At 68.8% G+C, this 24,996-nt stretch carries 17 protein-coding genes; 7 read left to right on the top strand and 10 right to left on the bottom strand.

Annotated elements, in window-relative coordinates; translation table 11 throughout:
• Positions 1–191: 191 nt before the first annotated feature.
• The 4 genes from HUA78_RS41915 to mxcH all read left to right on the top strand — a co-directional run bounded on the left by HUA78_RS41915 (position 192) and on the right by mxcH (position 7,210).
• Complete coding sequence (locus HUA78_RS41915; protein ID WP_174467289.1) at positions 192–2,219, top strand: lipoxygenase family protein; 2,028 nt, start codon at positions 192–194, stop codon at positions 2,217–2,219.
• Positions 2,220–2,239: 20 nt separating this feature from the next.
• Positions 2,240–3,676, top strand: a complete 1,437-nt coding sequence (locus HUA78_RS41910; RefSeq protein ID WP_174478771.1) for a cytochrome P450 — start codon at positions 2,240–2,242, stop codon at positions 3,674–3,676.
• Positions 3,673–4,518, top strand: coding sequence for a fatty acid desaturase (locus HUA78_RS41905; protein ID WP_174459471.1), 846 nt, complete (start codon positions 3,673–3,675; stop codon positions 4,516–4,518). The genes HUA78_RS41910 and HUA78_RS41905 overlap by 4 nt, the downstream gene beginning before the upstream one ends.
• A 169-nt stretch (positions 4,519–4,687) precedes the next feature.
• Positions 4,688–7,210, top strand: coding sequence for a TonB-dependent siderophore myxochelin receptor MxcH (gene mxcH / locus HUA78_RS41900; RefSeq protein ID WP_174478770.1), 2,523 nt, complete (start codon positions 4,688–4,690; stop codon positions 7,208–7,210).
• Between the two features lie 55 nt (positions 7,211–7,265).
• On the opposite strand, the gene HUA78_RS41895 is transcribed toward mxcH, so the two are convergent.
• From HUA78_RS41895 to HUA78_RS41855, 9 genes are all read right to left on the bottom strand, one after another.
• The gene (locus tag HUA78_RS41895; RefSeq protein WP_174459469.1) at positions 7,266–8,489 is read right to left on the bottom strand and encodes an MxcI; all 1,224 of its coding nucleotides are present in this window, start codon (positions 8,487–8,489) and stop codon (positions 7,266–7,268) included.
• 36 nt (positions 8,490–8,525) lie between these two features.
• Positions 8,526–10,073: a PepSY-associated TM helix domain-containing protein gene (locus HUA78_RS41890; protein WP_174478769.1), complete on the bottom strand. Its 1,548-nt coding sequence runs from the start codon at positions 10,071–10,073 to the stop codon at positions 8,526–8,528.
• Positions 10,070–10,327, bottom strand: a complete 258-nt coding sequence (locus HUA78_RS41885; RefSeq protein ID WP_174459467.1) for a hypothetical protein — start codon at positions 10,325–10,327, stop codon at positions 10,070–10,072. Before HUA78_RS41885 ends, HUA78_RS41890 begins: the two co-directional genes overlap by 4 nt.
• Positions 10,327–10,629: a hypothetical protein gene (locus HUA78_RS41880; RefSeq protein WP_174459466.1), complete on the bottom strand. Its 303-nt coding sequence runs from the start codon at positions 10,627–10,629 to the stop codon at positions 10,327–10,329. Before HUA78_RS41880 ends, HUA78_RS41885 begins: the two co-directional genes overlap by 1 nt.
• A 238-nt stretch (positions 10,630–10,867) precedes the next feature.
• Positions 10,868–12,040 (bottom strand): hypothetical protein, encoded by a 1,173-nt coding sequence (locus HUA78_RS41875; RefSeq protein WP_174467662.1) that lies wholly within the window; start codon positions 12,038–12,040, stop codon positions 10,868–10,870.
• 101 nt (positions 12,041–12,141) lie between these two features.
• Positions 12,142–14,232, bottom strand: coding sequence for an FUSC family protein (locus tag HUA78_RS41870; RefSeq protein WP_174478767.1), 2,091 nt, complete (start codon positions 14,230–14,232; stop codon positions 12,142–12,144).
• A gap of 270 nt (positions 14,233–14,502) precedes the next feature.
• On the bottom strand, positions 14,503–15,822 hold the full coding sequence (locus HUA78_RS41865) for a leucine-rich repeat domain-containing protein (protein ID WP_174478766.1): 1,320 nt from the start codon (positions 15,820–15,822) through the stop codon (positions 14,503–14,505).
• 147 nt (positions 15,823–15,969) lie between these two features.
• Positions 15,970–16,206, bottom strand: a complete 237-nt coding sequence (locus HUA78_RS41860) for a hypothetical protein (protein ID WP_141647061.1) — start codon at positions 16,204–16,206, stop codon at positions 15,970–15,972.
• 135 nt (positions 16,207–16,341) lie between these two features.
• Complete coding sequence (locus HUA78_RS41855; RefSeq protein ID WP_174478765.1) at positions 16,342–17,688, bottom strand: hypothetical protein; 1,347 nt, start codon at positions 17,686–17,688, stop codon at positions 16,342–16,344.
• Between the two features lie 321 nt (positions 17,689–18,009).
• Between HUA78_RS41855 and HUA78_RS41850 the strand changes: the two genes are divergently transcribed.
• Entirely contained in the window at positions 18,010–19,167 is a 1,158-nt protein-coding gene (locus tag HUA78_RS41850; protein ID WP_174478764.1) for an SMI1/KNR4 family protein, read from the top strand.
• A gap of 342 nt (positions 19,168–19,509) precedes the next feature.
• Positions 19,510–20,529: a hypothetical protein gene (locus HUA78_RS41845; protein WP_174478763.1), complete on the top strand. Its 1,020-nt coding sequence runs from the start codon at positions 19,510–19,512 to the stop codon at positions 20,527–20,529.
• An 85-nt stretch (positions 20,530–20,614) separates the two neighbouring features.
• Here the strand turns inward: HUA78_RS41845 and HUA78_RS41840 are convergent, their stop codons facing one another.
• Positions 20,615–22,150, bottom strand: coding sequence for an ELWxxDGT repeat protein (locus HUA78_RS41840; protein ID WP_174478762.1), 1,536 nt, complete (start codon positions 22,148–22,150; stop codon positions 20,615–20,617).
• A gap of 352 nt (positions 22,151–22,502) precedes the next feature.
• On the opposite strand from HUA78_RS41840, the gene HUA78_RS41835 reads away from it, so the two are divergent.
• Positions 22,503–24,911, top strand: coding sequence for an ABC transporter permease (locus HUA78_RS41835; RefSeq protein WP_174478761.1), 2,409 nt, complete (start codon positions 22,503–22,505; stop codon positions 24,909–24,911).
• Positions 24,912–24,996: the final 85 nt, after the last annotated feature.

The following is a 24,996-nucleotide window of genomic DNA, read 5'->3' as shown; positions in this document are numbered from 1 at the left end:
GAGCCCACCAGTGCCACCGTCTGTCATCAGCCCCACTTCCACGGGTGTCCCTCACTCATGACAGGGCCACTGGAACCTTCGCGAATTCCGTGCGCTGAGCGACGCCTGCCTCATTCCGTGGGGAGGGTAGCATGGCTTGCAGCTCTCGCTTTCCCCGTCCTACGGTCTGCCCCCGTTCCGTAGAGGGTTCCATGACTGTCGAGTACAAGCTCAAGATTCGCACGAGCGCGAAGCTGGGCGCGGGCACGAACGCAGACATTTCCGTCACCCTGGTGGGCACGCATGGGGAGAGCGGCCCGCACGCGCTGAACAAGCGATTCCACGATGACTTCGAGGCGGGCGCGGAGGATGTCTACTCCGTCCAGGCCACGGACCTGGGCGAGCTGGTGCTGCTGCGCTTCACCAACACCGGAGGCGTCGCGGCGGACTGGCTGCTGGACCAGGCCCACGTCACCGCGGAGGGGAGGCAGTGGCGCTTTCCCTTCTTCCGGTGGGTGCGGGGTGGCGCCACGGTGGACGTGCTCGAAGGCACCGCGAAGCTCGCGCGACAGGCGAGCCACGCACGGGAAGCGACGGCGCGGCACGAGCTGCTCGAGCACCGTCGGCGGATGTATCCCTGGCGTTCCGCCGAGGCCACCGCGGGACTTCCTGGCGCGCTCGACTTGAGCGAAACGCGGCCGTTGCCCAAGGACGAGCTGTACCGGGGACTCACGGAGGGAAGCTACGAGGTCGTCATCGCCAAGACGCTGGCGTCCATCAAGCTGCACCTGCCCATGTTGACCAACGCGTGGAACGGGCTGGTGGACATCTTCGACTTCTTCAAGGGGCTGGAAGTGCCCCAGCTCGCCCCCAGGTGGAAGGACGACTACGAGTTCGCGCGGCAGGCCGTCCAGGGCATCAACCCGATGCACATCACCCTCGTCCCCAACGTGCCCCAGGACATGCCGCTGACGGATGAGGACCTGCGCGGCCTCTTGTCCCCCGGCACCACGCTGGCGCGCGCGCTCGACGCCAGACGCATCTTCCTGCTCGACTTCGAAATCCTCGACGACATCCCCATGTACCGGAAGGTCAACGAGGAGGGCGTCGAGGAGCGGAGGTGGGCTCCGGCGTCCCGCTGCCTGTTGTACCTGGACGACTCCCGCCAGCTGCGCCCCATCGCCATCCAACTGGGCCGCGACGCGCGGAAGGACCCCGTCTTCACACCGAACGACGGCGAGTACGACTGGCTCGCGGCGAAAATCTACGTCCGCTGCAGCGAGGGCAACACGCACCAGATGGTGAGCCACGCGCTGCGCACCCACTTCGTGGCGGAGCCCTTCGTCATGGTGACGATGCGCAACCTGCCGGACCCGCACCCCGTCTACAAGCTGCTGCGCCGGCACTTCCGGTACACGCTCGCCATCAACGAGGGAGCACGCAAGGGCCTGCTCGCCGAGGGCGGGGTGTTCGATGACTTCATCGCCACTGGCGGCCCGGAGAAGGGCCACCTCCAGCTGGGCAAGAAGGGGTACCAGCGCTGGAAGCTCTCCGACAACAGGCCCCGGCAGGACTTCGAGCGCCGAGGCGTGCTGTCCCCTGACGTCCTGCCCAGCTACCCCTACCGCGACGACGCCCTCCCCTTGTGGGATGCTTTCGAGGAATACGTCGGCGGCGTGCTCAGGCACTTCTACCGGACCGACGCCGACCTCGAGGGCGACACCGAGATGCAACAGTGGTGGAAGGACCTCACCGAGCACGGACTGCCCGTGGACAAGCTGCCCTGCCAGGAGCTGCGCCGCGTGGACGACCTGGTCGACATGCTCACCACCGTCATCTTCACGGTCAGCGTCCAGCACGCCGCGGTCAACTACCTGCAATACGAGCACTACGCCTTCGTACCCAACGCGCCGCTGTGCATGCGTCAGGAGCCGCCCCGTCAGAAAGGCGTCCTGCGCGCGGAAGACATCGCCGCCATGATTCCCAGCAAGTCCCAGACACTCTGGCAGGTCGCCATCGGCCGGGCGCTCTCCAGCTTCGGGGAAGACGAGGAGTACCTGCTGCACGAGTTCGGCTGGCGCGAGGAGTACTTTCAGGAGCCCGAGCTGTTGGCCATCCGCGAGCGCTTCCATCAGCGCCTGCGAGAGCAACTGGCGGTGGTGAAGGCGCGCAACGCGCGCGTCGCCGTGCCCTACACCGTCCTGCAGCCCGACAAGATTCCCTGCGGCATCACCGTCTGAGCAGCACCGGAGGCTCCCTCGTGCCGAACCTGCTCTCTCGCGGCCTGTTCAACCTGTTCTTCGGCGCCCGGCGCAAGCCGCTCGCCAGCCTCCCGGGGCCAACGCCGGGCCTGCTGGGCAACCTGGGGGACTTCCTGGGCGTGCAGCCGTGGGAGACGTGCGCTCGCTATGCGCGCGCCTACGGGCCCGTCACCGTCGCGTGGCTGGGGCCCTCCCCCGCGCTGGTGCTCAACGGCCCCGCCATCATCCGCGAGGTGCTGGAGACGCGCCGGTTGGAGTTCGAGAAGGGCAACATCGGCGAGCAGATCCGCCACTCCGCCACGGACGACACGCCGTTCATCGCGCAGCAGGGTGAGGACTGGAAGCGCAAGCACGGGATGGACCCGCTGGCGCAGCCGTGGACGGCGGCGTGGCAGGCGGCCCAGGTGGAGCCGATGCGGGCAGCCATCGCCGAGTCGGTGGAGGCGGTGCGCCACCAGCCGTCGCTCGACCTGACGCCCATGCTGCGCCAGCTGACGTTCGATTCGTTCTGCGTGGCCACGGTGGGCGAGAAGCTCCCCACGTCCGCGTATGACGACTTCATGCTGCTGGCCGCCGCGGCGGATGCGCGCATCCAGGCGAAGCTGCCCCTGAGGTTCGTCTCGGTCCCCAAGGGCTTCGCCGCGGCGAAGGAGCGCTTCTACGGGCTGTTCGCGGACAGAATCCGCGCGGCACGACAGGCACCGGCCGCGCACCGGGTGGATTTGATGTCGTGGACGCTGCGGGAGATGCCGGAGCTGGATGACCAGGTGCATGCCAACCTGCTCGGCTCGTTCTTCTTCGGCGGCGTCTTCTCCTCCAGCACCACGCTCGTCGGAGCCTTCCACCAGCTCCAGAAGCACCCCGCCGCCGAGGAGCGACTGGCGCTCGAGTCCGCGCTGCTGGCGGAAGAACCGCTGAACCACGAGCGGCTCCGCGGGGCGTCCTGGGGCGAGGCCGTCGCCTACGAGGCCCTGCGCATCCTCCCCGCCGTCCGCGTCCTCATGCGCCGCTCACCGTCCACCGAGACGCGGCTGGCGGACGTCATGCTGCCGCCGGAGACGACGCTGATGATCTCCAACCAGCACCTGCACCGGGACGCGACGCACTGGACGAGCCCGGAGACGTTCGACCCGGAGCGCTGGCTGAACGGCGGCGCGGCGAACGACCCGCTGGGCAGCGACTACTTCTTCCCGTTCGGCCGGGGCCCTCGTGCCTGTGTGGCCGGAGACTTCGCGATGGTGTTCCTGCGCACGGCGCTGGCGACCATCAGCGCCCGGGTGCGCGTCCACGTCGATTCGACGGAGCCCTTCGAGGAGGGTTTCTTCTTCGGCGTGGTGCTTCCCAAGGGCGTCACCGGAAAGCTTGTCCCGCGCGAGCGGCAAACCCTCTACCCTCCCCTGGGAGCCCGTCCCACCCCCGCTGTGGAAACCGCATGACATTGTTCCGACACCCCAGAGACCGCATCCCCGTCCTGCTGTTCGCCACGGTGTTCGCCCTGGACCTGACGGTCTACTTCACGGCGAGAAGCTGGTGGCTCCCCCTCCTGTGGCTCGCCCTCTGGGTGATTCCCAAGGGGTGGATCAGCGCCTGGAACCACCACCACCAGCACGTGCCCATGTTCCGCCACGCGCTGCCCAACCGGCTGCTGGAGGTCGTCTTCGGCTTCCAGACGGGCGTGACGTCCCACGCGTGGTTCCTGCACCACGTGGTCGGCCACCACCGCAACTACCTGGACCAGGAGAAGGACGAGGCCCGCTGGAAGCGCGCGGACGGGTCCACCATGGGCGAGGCCGAGTTCTCCGTCATCAACACGCTGCTGGCCTATCCCCGGGCCTACGCCGTGGGACGCGCGCAGCCGAAGGCCCAGCGCATCTTCCTGGCCATGGGCGCGCTCCAGGTGGCGCTGCTCGGCGTGCTGTTCTGGCACAACTGGTACAACGCCCTCTTCGTGTTCCTGCTCCCCATGGTGGCGTCGCTCTACGTCACCGTCTGGGCCACCTACTTCCACCACGTGGGGCTGGAGGCGACGGAGCACACCCAGGCCTCGTACAACATCGTTCACCGGGGCTACAACCTCATGACTGGCAACCTGGGCTTCCACACCGCCCACCATGCGAAGCATGGCGTGCACTGGTCCCAGCTCCCGGAGCTGCACGCGCAGTTGGCCAAGGACATCCCCAACACCCTCTACCGGCAGCCGGGCATCCCCTTCGTGTGGTCCAACCCGGAAGCGAAGATTGAACCGGGTGAGACGGAGCTGGGCGCCATCGTCCAGTGAGCGGCTTCGTCCCTCACCGCGAGCCCATATGGCCCGGGCTCGCGGGCGAGGGAGCAGCCCCCGGACAGGCGGAGGGCCGCGCGCCTTGACCGCCCCACCGCAATCCCCGATATCCCCCGGGGCGCGCAATTGATATTGCGTCGCAAAACCAAGTAGTCCGGGATTGCGGATGTTCTCACCGGTCACCTCCCTCGCGCTGCTCCTCTCGGTGGCCTCCCCGGCCCCGTCCACGCCGTCTCCCTCCCAGGAGCAGGCTCCGGCTACAGCCACGGCGGAGGCTCCTCCGAGCGATGAGGTCCAGGTGCCTCGGCGCCTCGACAGCGTCGCGGTCCCCTATCCCGAAGCCGAGCAGGCGGCCGGCCGCGAGGGTGAGGTCGTCCTCCGGCTCACGCTCGACGAGCAGGGCAGCGTGACGGACTCGGAGGTCGTCCGCTCCGCGGGCGCGGCCTTCGACGAAGCGGTGCGGACCGCCAGCCTGTCCTTCAAGTTCGAGCCGGCGCGCGTCCGCGGCGAGGCCGTGGCGTGCCAGATTGAACTGGCCCACACCTTCAAGCTCGACGCGCCTCCCCCGCCCGTCCCCCAGCAGCCCGGCTCCGAGCCCACGGCGACGCAACCCACCACCGAGGCCACGCCACCGGTCCCCGAGGAGAAGAAGCTGGAGACCACCGTCTCCGCGCGCTCGGACTCGGAAGAGCGACGCCAGTCCGCCGAGGCCGTGAGAGTCGTGAGCATCCAGCGCGCACGCTCCCGCTCCGGAGACCTGGGCCAGGTGCTCGCCTCGCAGGAAGGCGTGGAGGTGCGGCGCACGGGAGGGCTCGGCAGCACCGCGCTGTTCGCGCTCAACGGCCTCACCGACGACCAGATTCGTTTCTTCCTGGACGGCGTGCCGCTGGACCTCTCGGGTTATCCCTTCGGCATCGCCAACGTGCCCGTCAACCTGGTGGACTCCATCCAGCTCTACCGGGGCGTGGTGCCGGTGCGCTACGGCGCGGACGCGCTCGGTGGCGCCGTCAACCTCGTCTCCTCGCCCCAGGAGGTCGGCGCGCATGGCGCCGTGTCACTCCAGGGAGGAGCCTTCGGCACCTTCCGCCTCACGCTCGGCGGTGGCTACAGGCCCGCGGAGGAGGGCTTCTACACACGGGCCCACTTCTTCGCCGACACCACGAACAACGACTACTCCGTCGACGTCGAGGCCGCGGACGACCGGGGCTCCATCCGTCCCGTCACCGTCAAGCGCTTCCACGACGGCTACGACGCGCTCGGCGGAGGTGTCGAGGCGGGCTACACCGGCCTGTCCTGGGCGGACCGCATCGTCGTTCGCGCGTTCGGCGCCCGGCACGACAAGGAGCTGCAGCACAACCTGGTGATGTCGGGCGCGCCCTATGGCGAGGCCCGCTACGACTCCGACACGCTGGGCGCGCAGCTGCTCTACGCGAAGACGCTGTCGCCGAGCGCCCGCCTGGATGTGCTGGCCGGCTACGCGTGGCAGGCCACCAAGCTCGTCGACGTGGGCGAGTGGGTCTACGACTGGTTCGGCAACCGCGTGAATCCGCGCGAGGTGGCGGGCGAGCTGGGCGAAAACCCCATCGACCAGACCATCTGGCAGAGCTCCGTCTACGGCCGCGTCAACGTGGGCTGGGACGTGGCGAAGCATCAGACGCTGCGGCTCGCCTTCGCGCCGACGCTGATGGTGCGCACGGGTGAGGAGCGTCGCAGGGCCAGCCCCAGCGACCCGGACAGGCTCGCCGCGGAGCGCTCCCAGCTCACCTTCGTCACCGGCCTCGAGTACGAGGTCGACCTGCTCGACGACGCGCTGGAGGTCATCCTCTTCGGCAAGGACTACGTCTACGTGGGCAAGGCCGAGCAGCCGCTGGCGACAGGGGGATGGCGGAAGAAGGACCGCGAGCTGCATCGGCTCGGAGGCGGCGCCGCGCTGCGGCTCCGGCTGGGCTCGCCGCTCTATCTCAAGGCCAGCTACGAGCGCGCCACGCGCCTGCCGCGTCCCGACGAGGTCTTCGGCAACGGCGTGCTCGTCCAGGAGAACCTCGACCTGGAGCCGGAGCACAGCCACAACCTGAACCTGGGCCTCGCCTCCGTGCCGCTGCGCACGAAGCTGGGCAGCTTCCGGGGTGAGCTCAACGGCTTCGCCCGCTTCGCGGACAACCTCATCCTGCTCACGGGGAGAGACCGCGAGTGGAGCTACCAGAACGTGTACGCGGCCCGGATTCTCGGCGTCGAGGGCTCGGCGGGGTGGAGTTCACCGGGCGGGCTCTTCAGCCTGGATGCCAACGCCACGGTGCAGAACCCGCGCAACGTCTCCGGCCAGGGCACCTTCGGGGCCTTCGAGGGACGCCGCCTGCCGAATCGTCCGTGGCTCTTCGCCAACGCCACGGCCCGGGTGTCCCTGCGAGGGCTGGCGTTGGCAGAGGACGAGCTGTCCCCGTTCTGGAGCACGCGCTACGTGAATGGCTTCTTCCGCAACTGGGAGGGCCTGGGCACGGTGGAGTCGAAGGACACGGTCGACACCCAGTTCGTGCAGGCGGCGGGAATCGGCTACCGCGTCCGGCGGGGCAAGCTCACCGCGGGACTCACCGCCGAGTTGGAGAACGTCACCGACGCCCGCGTCTTCGACTTCTTCGGCGTCGAGCGGCCCGGCCGCGCGGCCTGGCTCAAGGGCACGCTCGAGTACTGATTGACGAGGGACGACGCGCCCGGCCTCGACGAAGGCCAGGCGCGTCAGGCACGGCTCAGCGCACCTTCACGAACTGGTACGCCCAGCCCAACGTCTCGAAGCGCTTGACCGCGGCGCCGCTGGTGCCCAGCTCCCAGACGGCCGTCTTGCTGTAGTCGGCCGTGGGCAGCAGCAGGAAGGTCCGCTGGTCGAGCGTGAAGGCGTAGTAGCCGCCCGCGATGAAGTCGAGCCCCTCGACGGGCGCCGCCGTGCCCGCCGTCAGATTGACCTGCCACAGCTTCCAGTGCAGGCCGCCGGTGATGTCCGTGGGCTTGGTGTTCGCGTCGATGGTCAGGTTCTCCTTGTAGAAGACCGCGACCACGCCGACGCCGTTGCCCAGGTAGCGGAACGCCGCCGTCTCCCGGTTGCCCACCAGCGAGGACAGCGAGCGGGTGAAGGCGGTGTCAATCTCCTGCGAGCCCGCCTTGATGCGCACCAGGCACGTGGGGGGCGCGCCCTCCTTGAGGACGGGCGCCGCGGAGCTGAACACCCAGTTGGAGAAGTAGATGTTTCCAGCCTCGTCCTGCGTCGCCACGTCGAGCCCGGGGCACGGCGCGTCCAGCAGCTTCACCAGGCTGTCATCCGCCTTCGAGTAGATGGCGATCTGCGAGGTGGGCAGGAAGTCGAAGTAGTCACCATCCGTCCAGTAGAACGCCTGGAACGCATAGTCCCCCCGCACCACGCGGCCGCGGTCATAGCTCGTCTTCACCACCAGGTCCTCGCGCTCGCGGACCAGGCCCGGCGCTTCGACGGGGCCGGAGATCTCCATCGTCGAGGGATTCCAGAGGATGCGCTTGGACTCCTCCAGCGACATGTACGCGGTGGTCGAGTCCACGAACTGGTTGAAGTAGAGCGGCGAGGTGGCGAGGCCGTAGTTGGCGAAGCTGATGCGCCCCGCTTCCTCCAGCGAGCCGTCATCGCGCACCGTGTAGCGAGACACCTCGGGCTTCTCGCCCGCGCCAACGAAGAGCATGCCGTCGACGGCGCCAATCGTCGCGAAGCCGGAGTGCTCGCGGGCCTTCGTCAAATCCAGCGCGGTGACGTCCAGCGAGTTGAAGACGCTCACGTACGTGGCGCTGCCGGCCTGTGAGAAGACCGACGTGGCCAGGCTGTAGACGGGGTCCTTCGTCTCGACCGGGGGCTTCGTCTTCTCGTCATCGTCCCCGCATCCCACGAGGGTGGTGGTGAGCAGGAGGGTGGTGGCGGCGGATGCCGTGGCGAGACGGCGGAGGGTGCTCATGATGAACTCCGTTGAGGGGGGGTGAGGCGTGGAGGGTCAGGTCGGCACGGAGGCGGGGGCCTCCGGCTCGACGGAAGCGGAGGAAGCGACAGGCGAGGGCCGCTGGAAGCGACGGATGCCGCGCGCCGCGCCAGCGAGGAGGAGCGCCAGCGCCACGAGGCCCAGCTCGGTCACCAGGACGTGCGAGGAGCCGGAGGCGAGCGGCCACCGCCCCGTCCTCGCCGCGTCGATGAGCGGGACGACGACAAGCAGCACGCTGGCGCCCAGGAGCAGGCGGCGCGCATACCGCGCGGGCTCGCTGTCGACGAAGGCCCCGACGACTCCGAGCGCCCAGGCAGAGAGGAAGGCGGCGTGCTCCCAACCCGGACGCGCGGCGAGCTCCGAGGGGAGCACCTGATTGGCCAGGAACAGGCTCGCGACCGCCAACGGGAGTCCCGCGCAGACGCCGGAGGTCAGCTTCGCGAGCACCCGGTCGAACCGGCTGGACGCCTTCGCGCGCCGCCGCTCCAACCAGAGCAGGTTGCCCGCGAGGATGCCGAACGCGCAGACGAAGGACAGCAGGGCGTAGAGCACCTTGGCGGGGAGGCTGGCCCAGGTGGCGAAGTGCAGCCCATACAGCGGGTCCATCACCCGCGAGTAGGGCGTCCCGCCTCCCGTGTCGCGGGCCCACACCAGCTCCCCCGTCCGCGAGACACGCACGTGGGTGAAGGCGTGGAGCGTGCCCTCGCGCTCGCCCGGAAGGTGGACGAGGCCGTGCTCGTCACCGAGGTTGTCGAAGAAGAACCAGTGATGCGACGACGCGGGGAAGCGCTGCTTCGCCAGCGCGAGCGCATGGGCCAGGTCGGGCGCACCCGCGGGCCTGCCCGACGCAGCGGGAGGAGAGGGCCAGTCCACGGCGCGCTCCTTCACCTGGAGGTCGCCCTTCATCGATGTCTTCACCACGGCGGGCTCGAACCAGTCGTCGAACCAGAGAATCCCGCCCGTGAGTCCGAAGACGAGCAGGAACGGCGCGCTGATGACGCCAATCACCTTGTGCGTGTCGGACCAGAACACCCGCCGCGACGAGCCTGGACGGAACTGGACCAGCTCGCGCAGCATCCGGCCCAGTTGGAGCAGCAGCCCCGTGCCCACCAGCAGGACGAGCACCGCCGAGGCGAGCCCCGACAGGTGCCTTCCTCCCGGCAGCGGCTCCAGGAAGTGCATCGCGTTGAGGTACTCCCCCAGGTCGCTGCGCTCCCCGAGCTGACGGCCGGAGACAGGGTCCAACCAGAGCGGATGGATGGCGCCGTCGGTCATCCGCCACAGGCGCAGCCACGGCTCCTCTTCGGTGGGCAGGGAGATGCCGAACCAGACCGGGCGCGACGCGGCCTCCGTGTCCGCGAGCCTTTGCGCGAGCGCGACGGCCTGAGCTTCCGGCACGGCGATGGGCGCGCGGAACGTGGGCTCCTGCCAGGGCGACAGCTCCTCCGCGAAGAGCGCGAAGGCCCCCAGGAAGAACGTCACGAAGAGGACCAGGGACGAGAGCACGCCGGCCCACGCGTGGGCATCCCAGAGAATTTCGTACGCGCGGGAAGAGAGCTTCACGCGAGCACCAGGACGACGGCCGCCACGGCGGCCACGAGCGCGGAGGCCACCCACGCGCGCACGGCGCTGCGCGCGAGCAAGGCCAGACACGCGGCGGTGGCGACGGCGGGCAGCACCGCGAGCAGCGCGATGAGCAGCCGGACGTCCGCGGACACGGGCAGCACCGCGGGGACGGCCAGGCTCGCGAGCACCGCGGCCCCGGGAGCCCCCGTGACAGCGGCGGCGATGCGACCGGCACCATGCTGGTGGGCCATCAGACGGCTCCCGACCACAGCCACGCGAGCCCCAGGGCCCCCACCGGCCACACGTACCGCGTGGCGCGAGGCCACAGCGGGGCCGCCAGCGCGAGCACCGGAGCCACCAGCATCGCGAGGACAAGCGCGCAGGTCAGCCCCACGGCGAGCCCCTGGGCCTTCACCGCGAAGCCCACGGCGGCCATGAGGCAGCAGCCCCCCAGCCCCCTCACCCAGACTCGATGACGGGCCAGCACCGGAGGAAGCGCGACGCCACGAAGCACGGCGAGGCCCAGCACCATCAGCAGGGTCGATGTCGCCATGTCCTCCTCACGGGCCGCCCAGTTGAGAATGATTCGCAATTGCGAATCGCGGGCAGTTCAACCGCACCCATGAGGGGATGTCAAGGCGAGCCACGAGGCTCACCCTGGGAGTCACCTTCAATACGAGGAGCACCGGTTTTCAGTGCCTGGATTCAAACCCAGACACCTGAAATCCGAGACTTGAGGGAGAGGGCAAGAGGGCAAGCGTCCGAAGACCCCCTGCCCTCTGACAGGCGGCTCAGGGCGCGTCGAAGAGGCGGGGGTCGCCCTGGCGGGAGCGGAACAGGTCGACGATGTAGTTCATGCGCTGGTCGAACTTGGACCAGTCATTGGCCGACGAGCCCTTCAGCGAGTTGGGCGACTTGTCGTACTGGGACAGGAGCCGGTTCAGCTCGCCGCTTTCGATGGTGCGCAGGTGCTCGGGGAAGGCGCCCTGCGCCCCGGGCTTCACGTCGTCACCCAGGCTCAGGCTGCCCTCCGGCAGACCAATCTTCATCATGTGCTCGGTGGCGAACTTGCGGAACTGGCCCGTCAGGCCGTTCACGACGCTGTCCACCGCCTTGTCGACGAGGCCGGTTGCCTTTGCGCCCTTGTAGGCGAGGTTCGCCGGGAAAGGCAGCGCATTGCCAGCCGCGTCGATGGTGGCCTTGACGATGGGGGCGAAGGTCTCCTTGAGCGGGGCGTTGAGGGCGCGCTCCACCTCGCCCTGAATCAGGCTCTGCTCATGGACGCCCACCCGGTCATTGGCGGAGAGCATCAGCTCCGCCTTCTTGTTCGGGTCCTTCTCGAACATCGCCTTGGAGTAGTCGGCGAAGGCGGCCTTGAGGTTCTCCTTCCCCGGCGGGAAACCCTCCAGGTACTTCTCCACCTTGGCGGCGTCGTACTTCGTGTCGCCCTTGAAGGTCTCCGTGAAGCGCTGGAACTCCGGCGCGATGTCCTTGAAGAGCTTCTGGTTGCCATCCGCGATGGCGTCGCTGACGCGATTCAGCGCGTCCTTGATGGGGACCTTCAGGGCCTCCGCCATCGCGGGGGCGAGCGGATTGATGGCGCCGAGGCCGATGTTCGTCAGGGCGCCGAGCCACTTGTTGTCGCCCTTGAGCTGGTCCATGAACACCTTCGGCAGGTCCTCCTGCCGGATGCTCACGCCCGCCTGCTTCGAGGCCCAGACGCCAAAGGTGGCCCAGTTGGCGTTCTCCTTCCCCAGCAGTCCCGCCATCTGGTTGGAGAGCTCGTAGTAGCCCTGGGTGATGGCCTGGTTGCGGGCCACCGGGTCCTTCATGTTGGAGATGCCTTCAATGTCGACCTTGCCGGGCGTGGGCGCCTTGGCGGGGGCACCCGAGCCGCTGCCCGGGTTCAGCTCCACGGGCGCCTTGGTCGGGGACCTGGACTCGAACCGCGACTCGTCGCGCAACAGGCGCTTCGGAGCGGCCTCCTCGGCCTTCGCGGGAGCCTTCAGCGCGAATTCCAGTTGCGCGTCTGGGGTCGGAATCCTCCCAGGTCAGCTCACGCCCTTCACGTCCACGCCAGCTTCTCCACCGCGCCGTGCAGGATTTCGAGCTGTCGCGGCACCCGCTCCACCAACGGCCCCGAGACCGGGTCATTGGCGATGCGGCGCAGCGGGAGCTCCGGCATGGGCGGGGGCGTCTGGCCCTGCTTCAGCGAGTCCGCGAGCGCATCCAGCGTCCCGCTCGCCTTGTGCGCCACCACGTCCAGCACCTCCGAGGAGGGAATCACGGCCTTCTGCTCGCCCAGCGCCGTCACCGACGCGGCGAGGCGCCGGGAGTACGTGAGCAGCGCCATCGCAGGCTCCAGCCGGTGCGCGGGCCCCCGGTACTCCGCCATCAGTCGCTCGAAGGATGCCTCCGCGTCAATCATCGCGAGCCCCAGGTCCCTGCGCGCCGCGCTGACACCTGGCTCGGTGCCACTGCGGCTCGCGGCCACCTGCCGGAAGTAGTTCCCATCCGCGCGCAGCACCGTCGCCGCCGCATCCGGGAAGCGCCTGCTCTCTGGATACGGCCACAACAGCCACACCCCCGCGAGTGCCAGCACGCAGGCCAGCAGCACGCCCAGCGCCCGGTTCTCCGCGACGGACCAGTCCCCCGCGCTCAGCGTCGCGAGCAGGAGGAAGTCCGGCGTGAGGAGAATCTGGAACGCACCGAAGTTGAGCGGCAACAGCGACACGGAGACCGCGGTCAGCACCCCAATCACCACGATCAACACCAGCGGAGAGCCCACCCCGGTGGCAATCACCGCCGCGAGCGTCCCGCCCAGCAGCGTCCCTGTCACGCGCTGGAGCGCGCGCTCCTCCGTGTTCGCCGAGTATGGCTGGAGGATACCGATGGCGGAGAGCACCACCCAGTACGCCTCGCCCAGTCCCAACACTCGAGTGAGCACCAATGCCAGACAGGCGACGGTGCCCGCTCGCAGCGCGTGCCGGAGCACCACGGACCGCGAGTTCAGGTTCGCGCGCAACGTCTCCAGGAGAGGACGGCGCCGGTTCGCTCGCAACATGGACTCGGCGTTGCCCACCTCCACCGGGTCTCCACGCCGCATCGCCATGGCGGTCCGCTGCGCGGCGACGGCGTGCCCCTTCAGCCGCGTCAACAACTCCGTCACGGAGGCCGGAACCACCCGAAGCCACTTCCCCCGGAGCCCCAGCTCCTCATGGTGGGTGGGAAAGCGCGGCCAGTAGACAGCCGCCGTTTCCGGCGCCAGGGACACCGTCGCCACCCGCTGCGAAATCTCCGCGTACCAGTCACACGCCCGCGCCACCTGCTCCCGCACGGGCCGCAGCCTGCGCTCGGGGCTGGCGACCTCCATCGCCTGCGCCAGCGCGAACAACACCCCGAGCAACTGCTCGCTCAGCTCCAGGAGCACGAGAAGGTGCTCCCCTCGCCGCGACTCCTCGGAGCGCCCCACCCGCGTGGACGCCAGGGTCTCCCGCGCTCGCTCAATCTTCGCGCGCAGCGGCAGATGCCGCGTCGTGGCCGCCGTCCAGACCTCGGCGGGGGCTCCCTCGCGCGAGAGCGTCGCGAGGTCTCTCGCCCCATCCGCGAGCGACGTGTAGACATGCGCGATGGACCGACGCGACGGGCGATAGGGATGCACCGGCCAGAGCACCAACGACTGCAACATCGCCCACCCGCCGCCCAGCAGGAGCGCTCCTCCGCGCGTCAGGGCCGCGTCCAGTTCCACGGCATGCGCCCCCAGTGACGCCACGAAGATGACCGCGAGCTTCTCGCCCACCGAGCCCGCCGTGTCGCCGTAACACCGGGCGAACGTCAGGACGAAGACCCCCACCAGGAGCAGAGTCGCATCCAGCAACAGACGCCCGCCCGCCAGCGCGGCGATGGTCCCCACGAGCGCACCGAGCAGGGTCACCGCTCCCATCACCCTCGCCCGGCCCCGGTACGCGCCTCCGGGATTCGCCAGCGTCACGAGCAGCCCGGTGAGTCCCGTCCAGCCCGCGTCCTTGAAGCCCAGCAGCGTCGCGAGCGAAAAGGGAATGGTGACAGCCAGCGCCGCGCGGATGCCGGCCGCCCACGCGGGCCTGCCTGGCTGGAGTCGGAAGAACCTCCGGATGTGGCGCAACAGACGGTGCATCCGCGAGCCTCCCCTGTCAGCGATGAATGTCCTCATGTGCTCACGCACTGCGTCGCCCGAAAGCTCTTCCCGCTCGCAGGGGCGCTCGCCGGGCAACGCGAGCAGGAAGGCGCACGTCTCCGACTCGCCGCGGCTCATCGTGAAGGACGAGGCAGCGCACGGCTCCTTCGGCTGGCTGTTCCTCGGATGGGACGAGCCTCGGCCATCAGACAGGGCGTGGCTCGCACGCTCGGCGGCGCGGGAATCGACTCCGCGCCCAGCGCGGGCGGCTCAATAACCCACGTGCAGTCGGCCTGGAGGCAGCGCCGCCTCCAGGCGCCGAACCTCCGTCGCGGGAATCTTTTCCAGGCCCAGCTTGAACTGATTGAGGCGCGCGAGCGGAGCGAGGTTCGTTGGCAGATTGGCCACCTCCCCCTGGAAGAAGCCGGAGTGCGTCAGCTTCGGCATCCGGCCCAGGCCGTCCACCAACACCTGAAGCTTCTTCGGAGGCGTCTTGAAGAAGCGCCACCACCAGAGCTTCTTGAGCTTCGGCAGGCGCGTCAGCACCTCTGGGAAGCCGTCCAGCCCCGTGACATCCAGGTACAGCTCCTCCAGGGACTCCAGCTCGCCGAACGCCTCCGGGAGGCGAGTGAGCTTGTCGCAGTAGCGCAGGCTCAGCTTCTTGAGCGCGGGCAGCCGGCACAGCTCGTCGGGCAGCGTGCTCACCGGCAAGCGCTCCACACTGAGGGAGCGCAGCGCGCGCAGCTCACCGATGCGGGGGGAAATCACCTCGATGGGATTGGAGTCCAACGTGAGGCCCTCCAAGCCCGTGAGGGAGAAGATCTCCTCGGGAATGGCCTTCAGCTTCTTGAGCGAGAGCCCGAGCCGAGGCGCCTTCTCTCCCTTCGCGACCTTCTCCTTCGCGGCGGCAATCGCCTTCTCCACCGGACCGAGCCGCGTGTCCGCCAGCACGGGCTTGCCCTTACGCAGCTTCTCGAGGAGCCCCTTCCGGTCCAGCGTCGAGTCGACGACGCCGTCCTCGTCCTCCTCCTCGACCGTGAAGGCCCCTCGCAGCAGCGCCTCGTGCGGCTCCAGTTTCTGGCGAGGCTTGCCCGGAGCAGTGAGCTTGCTGCCCACGAGGACGTCCACGTCGAGCGCGCCCGCGACATGGAGGTGGTGGTGCTCCTCGACGAGCGCCCGCGCCTTCAACCCACCCGCGACAGAGAAGACGTCGTCGCCGAGCGAGTCTCCGAAGAGGAGCCCTCGAATCCGGACGTTCCCCGCGATGAACATGGCGGAGACCGTCGCCACATTCTCCACCTCCAGGTCTCCCAGCACGACGAGCAGCGTGTGGTCGGCCGCGTGTCCGTCCTCGAGCAGCCCCTTCAGTCGGACACTTCCGGAGACGACGAGCGGCCTTGGACCGACCACCAGCGAGTCCGCCTCCAGGTCACCTTCGTGGAGCAGGACCCCCTTGTCGGTGACACCCTTCCACCAGGAGGACAACTGCTTCCTCCACTCGGGCGTCGCCGCCGACTCCACGCGCGCCCATGCCTCTCCCGAGGAAACCTCACACCCCCAGCTCGTCACCGCACCCTGCTTCGCCGCCATGTTCCAGAAGCTCCCAGCCAGAGATATCCAGCGCCGGGCATCAGGTCATGGACGACGGCGGTCATCAACCCCGCGACGACAAGCGGCCCGCTCCGATACTCCGGAACGGACCGCTTGCTCACGAACCTGCGCGCCGTGGAGACGTCGTCAGTTGCAGTACGTCTGCCGGCACAGCGTGTAGTTCGAGGAGCAGATGACCTTCTGCGGGTAGGTCTCCGCCGTGGAGTAACACTCGCTCCGCGCGGGGATGCACGAGTCACACTCCGGAGACGCCATCGCGCTCACGGTGTCCTCCTGGGGGAGCGGCTCCTGCGCGTCCAGCTCGCTGCCACCACAGCCCACCAACAACGCGGCCGCCAACAGTCCACTCACGATGTTTCGCATGTGCTCTCCTTGAACTGGGGTTCCTGCTGCTTACGGCGTTACACGAATATCGCGATTACGAGACTTTCGTTACTGCCTTTGCGTAAAGGCAGTGCGCTTGCCGTGGCGACAGGAAATTCGGCTGTCCGTGTGTCTTCACACAGTAGGCGTGGGTGGGTTCGACAGGGTTCGCAGCTTGGAGAGCTGGAAATAGGAAATGACGGCGGAAACAAGAATGACGCCACCCAGCAGATGGACGCCGAGGAAGAAGGCGGCCAGGCCGAAGAGGGTAGCGAACGCGAAGGCAACCCAGCCGACGATGGGGCTCCGGGTGAGCACCAGCAGGCCCGCGAGTCCCAGGAACGGGGTCGCGAAGCACACGGTGCCCAGCACTCCCGCGAGGGGCTCGGCCTCGGAAGAGGTCATCGTGGAGAGCAGGCCCATCACCAGGTTCAGCACCGCCACGCCACATTGAATGAACGCCAGGTCCCGGAACAACGCACGGCGGAGCACCGCGGGCTCCTTCTCTCTCGCCAGACAGTCAGCGCAGTGCGTTCGCTCGGACGCGAGCGCCTCCGGAAGACAGGCTTCACAGAAGAACCCTCCGCAGCGCGGACAGGTCTGGACCTCTTCCACCCGAGGGTGCCGGGGGCATCGCGCCGTCGTGGCTTCCGTTGGTTCCTCGACGGGCGGCGCTCCGATGACGGAGGGGAGCGCGTCGGAGTCGGCCACCGGAGGAGACACCTCGCGCGCGGCTCCCGCGAGGGAGGCCAGACACCGAGGGCAGAACTCCGCGTCGCGCGGCGCCACGGCGCCACAAGCACATCGCACGCGCTCCAAGCCTTCGGCCGCGCCCGTGGCCTCGACCCAGCGAGCGGTGTCCAGCGTCTGACCCGGCTCCCAGATGACGGTGCTACCGGGCTCGGAGTCCTGCGTGAAGGGGCCGGGTGTGACGTCGGCGACGAAGCCCTCCGGCATCGCGCGCGCAGCATGACGCCGGGTCCGTGGCTCGCCAGGCCCCAGACCCGTAGACGGGGGCAGGGTGATGGCGAGAACGCCGGTGGAGGCAAATACTCCGGCCCTGAGGAGCGTGCTCGACAGGGGACGGGCAACCGGCTGGACCTCCACCTGCTCCAGCGTGTCGAACAGGCGCCAGGGAGGACGCACCCGCGTGGCGTCCTCGGGGACTGGGGCCTCGAGGAGGAAGAGCAGCTCCTTCACGTCGGCTGCAAGGCTCAGCGGAAGGACCCACCGCAGCACCTTGCCGCCGTCCAGTGAGGGCAGGCTCCCACTCCGCACCTCTCGACGTGTCGTGGCGTCGACCACGCGCAGGCTCGTCGAGGGTGGCAGGGGCGTGAAGGCCGCCTGGAGCCAGATGACGGCACGCGCCTCCGTGCCGTCCGGGGACCGGCGGATGCGCTCCACGTGAAGCTGTACCGCGCCGAACTCTCGAGGCTGACGACCGAGCGCATCGAGGATGTCCGGCAGAAGGCTTTCGTCCATGGGCGGAAGGCAACAGCAGGCTCCCGATAAAGACAACGAAGAACGCCTGACACGCGGAGGCCTACCCGACCCGGACTCCGGTGGCCTTGAGAGAATCACACCTGATTCCAGGTCTCGATGGACCTCCGTCCCAGATGCGCGTCGCAATGCCAGAATCTCCTGGCGGCGTGAACTCAATCCCTATCAACACCCCCACCGTGGCTCACGGGGTGCCTGGGCAACGCCCTAGAGTCAGCGCATCCATGAAGCACTTCAAGCCACCGGGAGCGCATGCTCTAACGCACCTGCATGCCTCCCCTACCCCCCAGCCTCGCGGCCCACGTGGCTTCGCTCTTCCAGCCGTCCCCGCCCACGTCGGAGCAACTGGAGCACTTCGAGCGCGGCCTCCCGCACCCATTGCCCGCGGACTACCGGGAGCTGCTCACCCTGCACAACGGCCTGGAGCTGGGCCGCTGCGCCACCGGTACCACGGACGCGCTCGGTGACGAGGTACACCTTGGCACGCTCTTCGCCATTCGCGCGGAGGGACGGGAGCGGCTCGAGCCCGGCGGAGAGCACCTCCCGCCGGACGTGATGGCGTTCGCCCGCCACTGGGGCACCATCAATCTCTTCGGCATCCAGCTTGGAGACCGGCCGGACTCGCCCGCCGGGACCATCTGGTTCTTCGACAGCAACGCGGACACGGACACAGCGGACCTGTTCGTGGCCCGTGTCCACGCGCCGTCCTTCAGCGCGTTCCTCGAACGACTCACGCCCGTCCCGGAAGCGCCCGCGCCCTCCGAACCGGAAGCAGCTTCGGAGGAAGCGCCGCCCTGGAACTACCCAGAGGCACCCGACCAGGTGCCGCCGGACGCCCCCTCGCCAGAGAAGCCGCTCGTCCTGGGCGGACACGGCCATGCGATGGCGTCCGCCGTGCTGGACGTCCGCATCGACACCTGGGCCCGGGATGTGGAGTCCTCCCAGTACCGCTACCTGCCCGAGCGCTCCACTGCGAGGTACATCCTGGAGATGGAGCCGCCCCACTCCACCGTCGAGGACGGCCAGCCAGCCCCCGTCGCCGGCGACGTCCCCGTCCTCTTCGCGAATGGCGGACGACATCCCACGCTCGATGAGTGGTCATCACTCGTCGTCGGCCCGGAAGGGGACTGGGAGGCCTGGTACGGCAACGACGCCCCCGCCCTGGTCCACAACCGGCTCACGGTGCTGAGCCGCACCGGAGCGGAGCTGAAGGTGCGCTGGGAGGCCCGCTACGCGGACCACGGTCGCGAGCGCGCCTTCCTCTTCGAGGGGCCGGTCCATCTCGGAAGCATCCACCTGTACGTGGAGACGCCCGAGGACATCAACCGCGCGCTCGAGGCCGCCCTCGGCATCCGCCTCCTGCCGGAGGAGTGGACCCGACAGCTCCACCCTCGCCAGGACCGGGGCTCGTGGCACGACGTCCTTCCTGTCACCCTCACCCTGGTGAGCCCCGTCCGCTGACACCGGCGGTGTCACGGCGGCGTCACGCAGCGCCGATCCACCCGCACGCCCGAAGCGCCACCCGCAGCACCGGGCGTGAAACATGTTTCGACTGTTATCAACCCCACCCCCGAGACGTGTCGACAGGCGCCACTGGCGGCCTGTGTATTCAAGAGAACGCCACACGTGACAGATTCGTCAACTTGCTGGATTTCCTGAGGGAAGGACGTCTCACGAAAGCCACTGCGTGCGTGGCTTCTCCGTGAGCACACAAATCCTTCTGTCCCGAGGATTGTCAGCAACCCATGTTATTGGTGTATGAGCCGTCCGTCTCGCGTCGTCCCCCCAAAGAGGAGTTTCAGAATGCGTCGTCTCGGTTCAGCCCTGCTGTCCATGAGTCTCTTCGTCGGCTGTGCTCCCGCCGAAACCGAATCGCAGTCCCCCGCGCCCGTCGAGAACGAGCAGCAGCAGGCGCCGCTCACCATCGCCGACGTGGACGTGGCGCCGGAGTGCGCGGGAATCCTCACCTTCGTCAACAACGCCACCTTCGCGAAGCTCGACGAGTACCTGCCGAGCAACGTGGTGAGCAACATCGTTGCCCGTCGCGCCACGTCCCACTTCGTATCCCTGGCGGACCTGTCCTCCGTCCCGCTGGTCGGCGAGGCCCGCCTTGCGCAGATCGAGAGCGGCGCGCGCTACGAGGGTGCCATCACCAGCACCTGCGTCGGCATCATCGACCAGCTCGCCGTCTCCACGGATGACCAGGCGGAGCTGGTCTCCCTGGTGAACAGCATCAGCGACACGGAGCTGCATGACGTGCTGCCGTACGCCTGGAACGGCGCGGTGAACCTGCTCACCCAGCGCCCGTTCACCTCCGCCCACGCCATTGGCGGCACCCCCGGCATTGGCGCGGTGAGCCTGCGCAACCTCCGCAACGCCGCCACGCTCAGCAAGCCGCTGGAGGCCCTCATCGGCGCGGTCAACGCGCTGCCCCATCCGGACCACGGCGCGAAGATGGCCCGTCACTTCAACTGGTACGAGGTGCTGGGTGACCGCTACTACCACTTCGGCATCGACGAGTGCTTCGGCTTCGAGCCGGGCGAGGCGCCCTTCGACGCGCCCCTGCGCGCCACCCCCGCGGACGCCGACGAGGTTCGCAACAACTTCGCGGGCGTGCTGAACTTCGCCAACCGCAACAACCAGCTCAACCCCACCGTCGTCACCAACGGCGTCAACAACCTGAACACGCTCACCAATGGGCGCACGTTCAAGGGCTGCTACTTCGGCTACGCGAACGACCCCTGGAGCGGCAACAATGTCGCGTTCTTCGTCGACACCGTGTCCGGCTTCAGCCTGATGACTCGGACCTACTGGAGCGAGTGATTCTCCCGCGCTCCTGAAGTCAGCCCCAGGCTCCGAAAAGGAGCCTGGGGCTTTCTTTTTGGGCAGACGGGGTGGCGGGCAATGCCTACCGCGCCGCGTCGGGCGACATGCAGGAGTTGCTCAGGGCGGTGGACCAGAGCTGTCCCGCCAGCGTCTCGTCATACGCGCCGAAGAACACGCGCGAGCCCACCTTCAAGAACAGGTACGGATAGGACGAAGTCGCCCCGGTGGCGATGTTCCTCAGGCGCCGGGTCCCACCTGGCGTGCCATTGCTCACCCAGGGCTCCACGCCGACGCCACCCAGCTCGAGCGAGCTGAAGAAGACCAGGTCGTCCGACACGGCGCGCAGCGGAGAGCTGTACTCGTCGGAGAGGCTCAGGGGCTTGCGCAGCAGGGTGGTTCCCGACGCAGTGCCATCCGTCACCCACAGCTGCGTGTCCCGGAGCCCCGGGCCCTCGGTGCCGATGTGGACGGTGAAGAACAGCTTCGAGCCTCCGGGCGCCTTGCTCACCGCGTCGATGAAGGGAAACGCCACGCCTTGCGAGGCGAACTCATTGGGCAGGCTGACCACGGACGTCGGATTCCCACCCGCGAGCGGGACGCGATAGATGACCATGTACTGGGTGGTGTTGGACGTCGTCGTGACGTAGACCCAGGAGCCCAGCGAGCCCAGCAGCTCCACGGTCCGCGTGGGGCCAAAGGACGCCAGCCGCACCGTCCCCGAGGCGGTGCCATCCGACTTCCACAGCTCCTGCAGCCCGGTGCTCTCGCCCAGGATGAACAGGGTGCGTGAGTCCGAGGTCTTCACGGAGCGGATGAAGGCGTCCGCGCCGGAGGTGAGCTTCTTGAGCCGGACGGTGCCCTGGGTGGTGCCATCCGTCTTCCACAGGCTGGTGCCCGAGCCCGACAGCTCGCGCACGAAGAAGAGCAGCGCGCCATCCACCTTCGCGTCCAGATAGCTGACGTCCATCTCCGTGCCGAAGTCGCGCAGGCGCACCGTCCCCGAGGACGTGCCATCCGACCGCCACAGCTCGTAGCGGGTGCGAGGGGTCGTGTCGTCATAGATTTCCTTGAAGAACACCAGCGCGTCGTCCACCGCCGTCAGGTGGCTCAGCGACGAGCTCTCCGGGCCGGGTGTCAGGTCCTTGACGAATTGGGTGCCGGCGCCAGTGCCATCACTCGCCCACAGCTCCGTCCCATGTGCCGCGTCCCCCGCCAGGAAGAACAGCCGGGAGGGCGTCGCCTTGAGACCCGTGACGATGGGCCAGAAGAGCCCCGTCGAACTGGGGAGGCTCTTGACCTGGACGGTGCCCGCTTCGGTGCCGTCGCTCTTCCACAGGGCGCGGCGGCCATCCTCGAAGTTCGCCCCGAAGAAGAGCGTCCCCCGGAAATCCTCGAAGGGACCGGGGCCCGCCGCGAAGAGGCCACTCCCGAATTCCGAGGGTGGAAAGATGACCTTCACTCGCTGGGTGTCCGCCTCCGTGGGGAGGCAGTACGACGAGTCCAGCGCCGCTTCCACCTCCCCCGAGGAGGCGGCCGTCGCCTCCTCTCCCGGAAGTGCTCCCCCGCAGCCCGCCCCCACCACCAGCAACGACACCACCCACCCACCGCGCCACGACATGCCGCCCCCTACAGGAAAGACTGGGAGGGAGGGTGTGTCGCCAAGTCCCCGGTGCAAAGTGGCCCCAAGACCCACCTTGCTCGCCTGCTTGGAGTGACAGCGTGTGCGGTGTGATTTGCACCGTCGATTCAGGCGGGAGGGAGTCTGTGCACTCCACACGCGGGGCGCATGACCCGCGAGCTTGTCTCCCAACAATAACGGGTCCATGCCTCGCGAGTGGCCGCTCCTGGGAATCCCCTGTGCCACATCCGGACACCCTGGCGTGGAGACCCGACACGCTCAACGGGCAAGCCCGCCTCCCTCCTCCCACCGAGCGCCATGGCGCTAGAGTTGCACCAGCGCCGCCCCCCTCATGCCCCCACTCCTCCAGGACGTTCGTCTTGCGCTGCGCCGAATGCTGCGCGAGCGCGCCTTCACCCTGGTGGTGGTGGCCACGCTCGCACTGGCCATCGGTGCGACCACCGCCGTCTTCAGCGTCGTCTATCAGGTGATGCTGCGACCGCTGCCCTACGCCAAGCCCGAGCAACTGGTGCGCCTCTATCAGTCGAGCGCGCAGCGGGAGCGACTGGGCGTCAGCCACCTCATGCTGCAAGCCTGGCGCGAGCACGTCCGGGCCTTTCAGCAGGTGGAGGGACTGGCGCTCTGGGACCGCACCCTCACGGGAGATGGCACCGCGCCGGAGCGGGTGCGCACTGGCCGCGCGACGGCGGGACTCCTGTCGATGCTCGGTGTGCAGCCGATGCTCGGCCGAGCCTTCGGGCAGGACGACGCGGCGGCGGGCCAGGATGACGTGGTGCTGCTCGGCCACGGCCTCTGGCAGCGCCGCTTCGGAGGACTGCCAGCCGCGCTGGGACAGAGCCTCATGCTCGACGGCAGACCCCACACCGTGGTGGGCGTGATGCCCGCGTCCTTCCGCTTCGCCCCCGATGTGGACCTGTGGAAGCCGCTCGTCCTGGAGCCCGGCTGGGAGGCCCAGCACCCCGGTGACGTCACGCTGCGCGTGGTGGGCCGCCTGGAGACGGGGACGCCGCTGGACACCGCACGCAAGGAACTGGAGGCCGTAGCGGCACGGCTGGCGCGTGAGCCCGGGATGACGGGCCAGCCGCCCGGTGTGCGACTGGTGCCCTTGCATGAGCTGGTGGTGGAGGGAGCCCACGAGCGGCTGTGGCTCCTGTCCGGCATCGTCGCGCTGGTACTGCTCGTGGCCTGCGCCAACGTGGCCAACCTGCTGCTCGCGCGGGCCAGCTCACGCGAGCGCGAGGTCTGCGTGCGCGCGGCGCTGGGCGCGGGTCGGTGGCAGTTGGCGCGACAGCTCCTGGTGGAGAGCGCCCTGCTGGCCCTGGCGGGAGGCGCCTCGGGACTGCTGCTCGCGCTGTGGGGCCTTGACCTGCTGCGGCTGCTCATCCCCCAGGGCGTGCTTGCTCCCGAGAGCCTGCGGCTGGAGCCCCATGTGCTCGCCATCGCGTTCGGCGTCTCGCTGTCCACCAGCCTGCTGTTCGGGCTCGTGCCGGCAATGCGCGCGGCGCGGGCGGAGGCCCTGGGGGCGCTGGGCGTGGCGCGCGGCGGTCGGACACTGACCGGCTCCGGGCGACTCCGCGCGCTCCTGGTCGTCGCCCAGGTGGCGCTGGCCCTGGTGCCCCTCGTCGGCGCGGGGCTGATGCTGCGCACGCTGCGCGCGCTGCACGAGGCACCGCTGGGCTTCGAGCCTCGGGACGTCATCGCCACGGACGTGCTGCTCCCCGGCAACAAGTACGAGGACGACGCGAGGAAGCAACTCGCCCTCTCCTCGCTGGTGGAGAACGTCCGGGCGATTCCGGGTGTGTCCTCGGCGGCGCTGGCCAGCACCGTGCCCTTGTGGGGACGCAACGGCGTCAGCTCCTTCCTGCTCCCCGGCGAGTCCGCGTCAGCGGCTGACACGCGCGAGCTGGCCACGTTCCGCACCGTGAGCGAGGGCCTCTTCGAGACACTGGGAATCGCCCTGAAGGAAGGACGCCCTCTCGCGGACACGGACACCGCGAGCGCGCCCCGGGTGATGGTGGTCAACGAGACCTTCGCGCTCCACCACTTCCCGGGCGGGCACGCGCTGGGCAAGCAGGTGAAGTTGACGATGGACGGCGAGGACTTCCGCGAGGTGGTGGGCGTGGTGCGGGATGTCCGCCACGGCTCCGTCGGTGAGACGCCCCAGGCGGAGGTCTACCTCCCCATGAACCAGTTCGCGTCGCTGTACATGGTGCTCGTCGTGCGCTCTTCGGCGCGGCTGGACGCGCTGGTCCCCATCCTGCGCGAGCGGTTCCGCGCGGTGGACCCGGACCTGCCACTGGGCACCGTGCGGGAGATGGAGGAAGTCGTCGAGGCGAGCCTCGGCACCACGCGCGTGCTGGGAGGACTGCTGGCGCTGCTCGCGGGCCTGGGATTGTCCCTGGCGGGCGTGGGCCTCTATGGCGTGGTGGCCTATTCGGTCAGCCAGCGGACCCGGGAGCTGGGCATCCGCATGGCCCTGGGAGCAACGGACTCCCAGGTCCTGCGGCTGGTGGTCGGCCAGGGCGCGCGTCTGGCAACGGCGGGCGTGGCGGTGGGACTGGTGGGCGCCGCCCTGCTCGCGCGAAGCCTGTCTGGAATGCTCTACGGCGTGCGCGCCTTCGACGCGGTGACGTTCCTGGCCGTTCCCGGCCTGCTGGGAGTCGTGGCATTGCTCGCGAGCTGGTTGCCCGCGCGCCGCGCCCTCCAGGTCTCTCCCAGCGAGGCGCTTCGCTCGGAGTAGGAGTCTCGACGGGCTACATGCAGGTCGGAAACTCCTCGCAGATGCAGTGCGGGCCAAGCTGGAAACATCGATAGAAACAAGAACA

Origin of the sequence: Myxococcus sp. CA033 (assembly GCF_013336625.1) — a bacterium.
GTDB lineage: Bacteria > Myxococcota > Myxococcia > Myxococcales > Myxococcaceae > Myxococcus > Myxococcus llanfairpwllgwyngyllgogerychwyrndrobwllllantysiliogogogochensis.
The sequence above is the reverse complement of the archived record's forward strand: the minus strand, read 5'-3'. Positions and strand labels throughout refer to the sequence as shown.